The sequence below is a fragment of the Moorena sp. SIO2C4 genome (assembly GCF_010672485.1).
Taxonomy (GTDB): domain Bacteria; phylum Cyanobacteriota; class Cyanobacteriia; order Cyanobacteriales; family Coleofasciculaceae; genus Moorena; species Moorena producens.
The window spans coordinates 1-1,962 of record NZ_JAAHGN010001260.1 but is presented as its reverse complement, the minus strand read 5'-3'; the positions used below and the strand labels follow the sequence as shown (position 1 = coordinate 1,962).

The following is a 1,962-nucleotide window of genomic DNA, read 5'->3' as shown; positions in this document are numbered from 1 at the left end:
AGCTGCCAGAGGAATTTGGACCACCTAGTAGCGCTGAGCGCAATTAAAAATTCAAAATTCTTGAATGGTTACTATAGCGTTTTCACATCAGATGTGAAACCGCTATACTTCCTTCTTGAGCTGAGAGCTGACAGCTATAAGCTGTCAGTCATTCACCTACTAACTGACCTAAGTGTTTTAATATTCTCGCGACAGTATATAGATCATTGCCACGATTCAGCAGAGAGAACTGATTAGAAAAAGCATATTGCAGTTTATCCTGTCGAATTAGTTTCAGAAAAATAAATTCACCGCCATTAGTGACAAATCCGAAAGCAGGCTTTTCTAGCTCAGGATTAGCCAACATATAAGCTAGAGCTTGTGGTATCCCTACTTTTAAAGAGTATTCTGCTCGTTTTGCTTCAATCACCACTATCCAAAACTGAGGTTGGCAAATCAAAATATCAATTCGTCCCCTGACAATCGTTTGCTGATCTTCCGATGAAATTTGTACATCCTTTTCAGCAAGAATATAGAATGGTGGGCGATAAAAATCAGCAATTCTCAACAATGGGGATAGCACCACCATTTTGACAATCGGTTCTACCATGGGATACTCAGATAAGTGCAGATAGTCATCCTTGACCCGATCTAGCCATTGCTTTTCTAGCTCATTGAGTTCTGGTAAATCCTCTTGCCATTCTGGGAATAATTTCTCATCATTAGTAGGCTCTAGTCCAAATTTGTCCTTCAATTGAGGCAGAGAAATATCTTGGGCTACGATTGTTTCTACCATTATGATTTGGGATTTGGGATTTGGGATTTGGGAATTTAAATTTTATTTTTAATTCCTAATACTCTTACCTTATTATAAGCGATCGCGTACCGTTGCTTACGGCCAATCGTAAAACTAATATCGCTCTAAATTTTAAGTAATTACTGCATTACCTGGTTATTTAACTAGTGCAATACTGTTTAATTTAACCCCTAACTCTGATTCTCATTCCACAGTTGTTTTTGATCACCACCTGATGGAATCCAGTCGCTAACTGGGGATAGTTCTGGAAATTCAACTTGTAACCAACCTATACTGCCGTTTCCTCCCACATCTCCCACAATACCTACACTACCCACAACCACCACACATCCCTTTTGACCCTGACTTAAAAAACGTACCCCTGTTAATTATCTCTGTAGTGTACAAGATCGAACATTTTGCGATCGCAACCAAGATTAGAATAAAGTAAACAAGTGTAAAGAAATGCTTAGTTTTACTTGATTCTTTATCTAAAAGATAAGCATACTGTCCATTGCCGGTTGAAAATAACTATGCAGTATCTGTTTCCAAAACGAATTTTAGTATCCCTGGCAGCACTGTTCCTAGCTTGTTCTATGTGGGCGATTGCTCCTGAGGCCAAGGCTTACGACAATCCTGAGTTACTGCCCGAGGTTCAAACACCAGTCATTGATTTAGCGAACTTTATTCCAGAGCTTCAAGAGCAGAGACTAATCCAAGATTTAGAAAGCTTTGAGGAAGAAACTGGCTGGAAACTCCGAGTTTTGACCCAATATGACCGCACCCCTGGTCGGGCAGTCAAAGAGTTTTGGGGACTTAACGACAAAAGTATGTTACTGATTGCTGACGCCCGAGGCGGCAATATCCTAGGGTTTAACGTGGGTGATGCCCTGTATGAATTCCTTCCTCGGACATTTTGGGTAGAGTTGCAAACCCGATTTGGTAATCTCTACTTTGTACGGGACAATGGCGAAAACCAATCCATTATCGAATCCCTAAATACGGTCAAGCAATGCCTGCGCCAAGGGGGATGTCGGGTGGTGCCTGGACTACCACGGGAACAGTGGATTCTGACCCTAATTACTTCTACTGTTGGAGGAGTGATTTTTGGATTTGCGGCTATCCCCCGCAAACGGGAACAGGTTTTCGCTTGGCAATGGGCTTTGATTTTGTCACCACTTTGGGGA

At 41.5% G+C, this 1,962-nt stretch carries 3 protein-coding genes; 1 reads left to right on the top strand and 2 read right to left on the bottom strand.

What is annotated here, in order from left to right; genetic code table 11:
• Window positions 1-148: 148 nt before the first annotated feature.
• Together F6K20_RS36375 and F6K20_RS36370 are read right to left on the bottom strand one after the other, a co-directional pair.
• On the bottom strand, window positions 149-775 hold the full coding sequence (locus F6K20_RS36375) for a type I restriction endonuclease (protein WP_008189126.1): 627 nt from the start codon (window positions 773-775) through the stop codon (window positions 149-151).
• Window positions 776-966: 191 nt separating this feature from the next.
• Window positions 967-1,122: a hypothetical protein gene (locus F6K20_RS36370; protein ID WP_008189124.1), complete on the bottom strand. Its 156-nt coding sequence runs from the start codon at window positions 1,120-1,122 to the stop codon at window positions 967-969.
• 186 nt (window positions 1,123-1,308) lie between these two features.
• Between F6K20_RS36370 and F6K20_RS36365 the strand changes: the two genes are divergently transcribed.
• Window positions 1,309-1,962, top strand: a 654-nt coding sequence (locus F6K20_RS36365) for a TPM domain-containing protein (protein ID WP_287298076.1), incomplete at its 3' end; no start/stop codon positions are given.

Bases quoted from the DNA above. Each gene is read 5' to 3' on its own strand.
- F6K20_RS36375 (WP_008189126.1), bottom strand. From the start codon at position 775: ATGGTAGAAACAATCGTAGCCCAAGATATTTCTCTGCCTCAATTGAAG.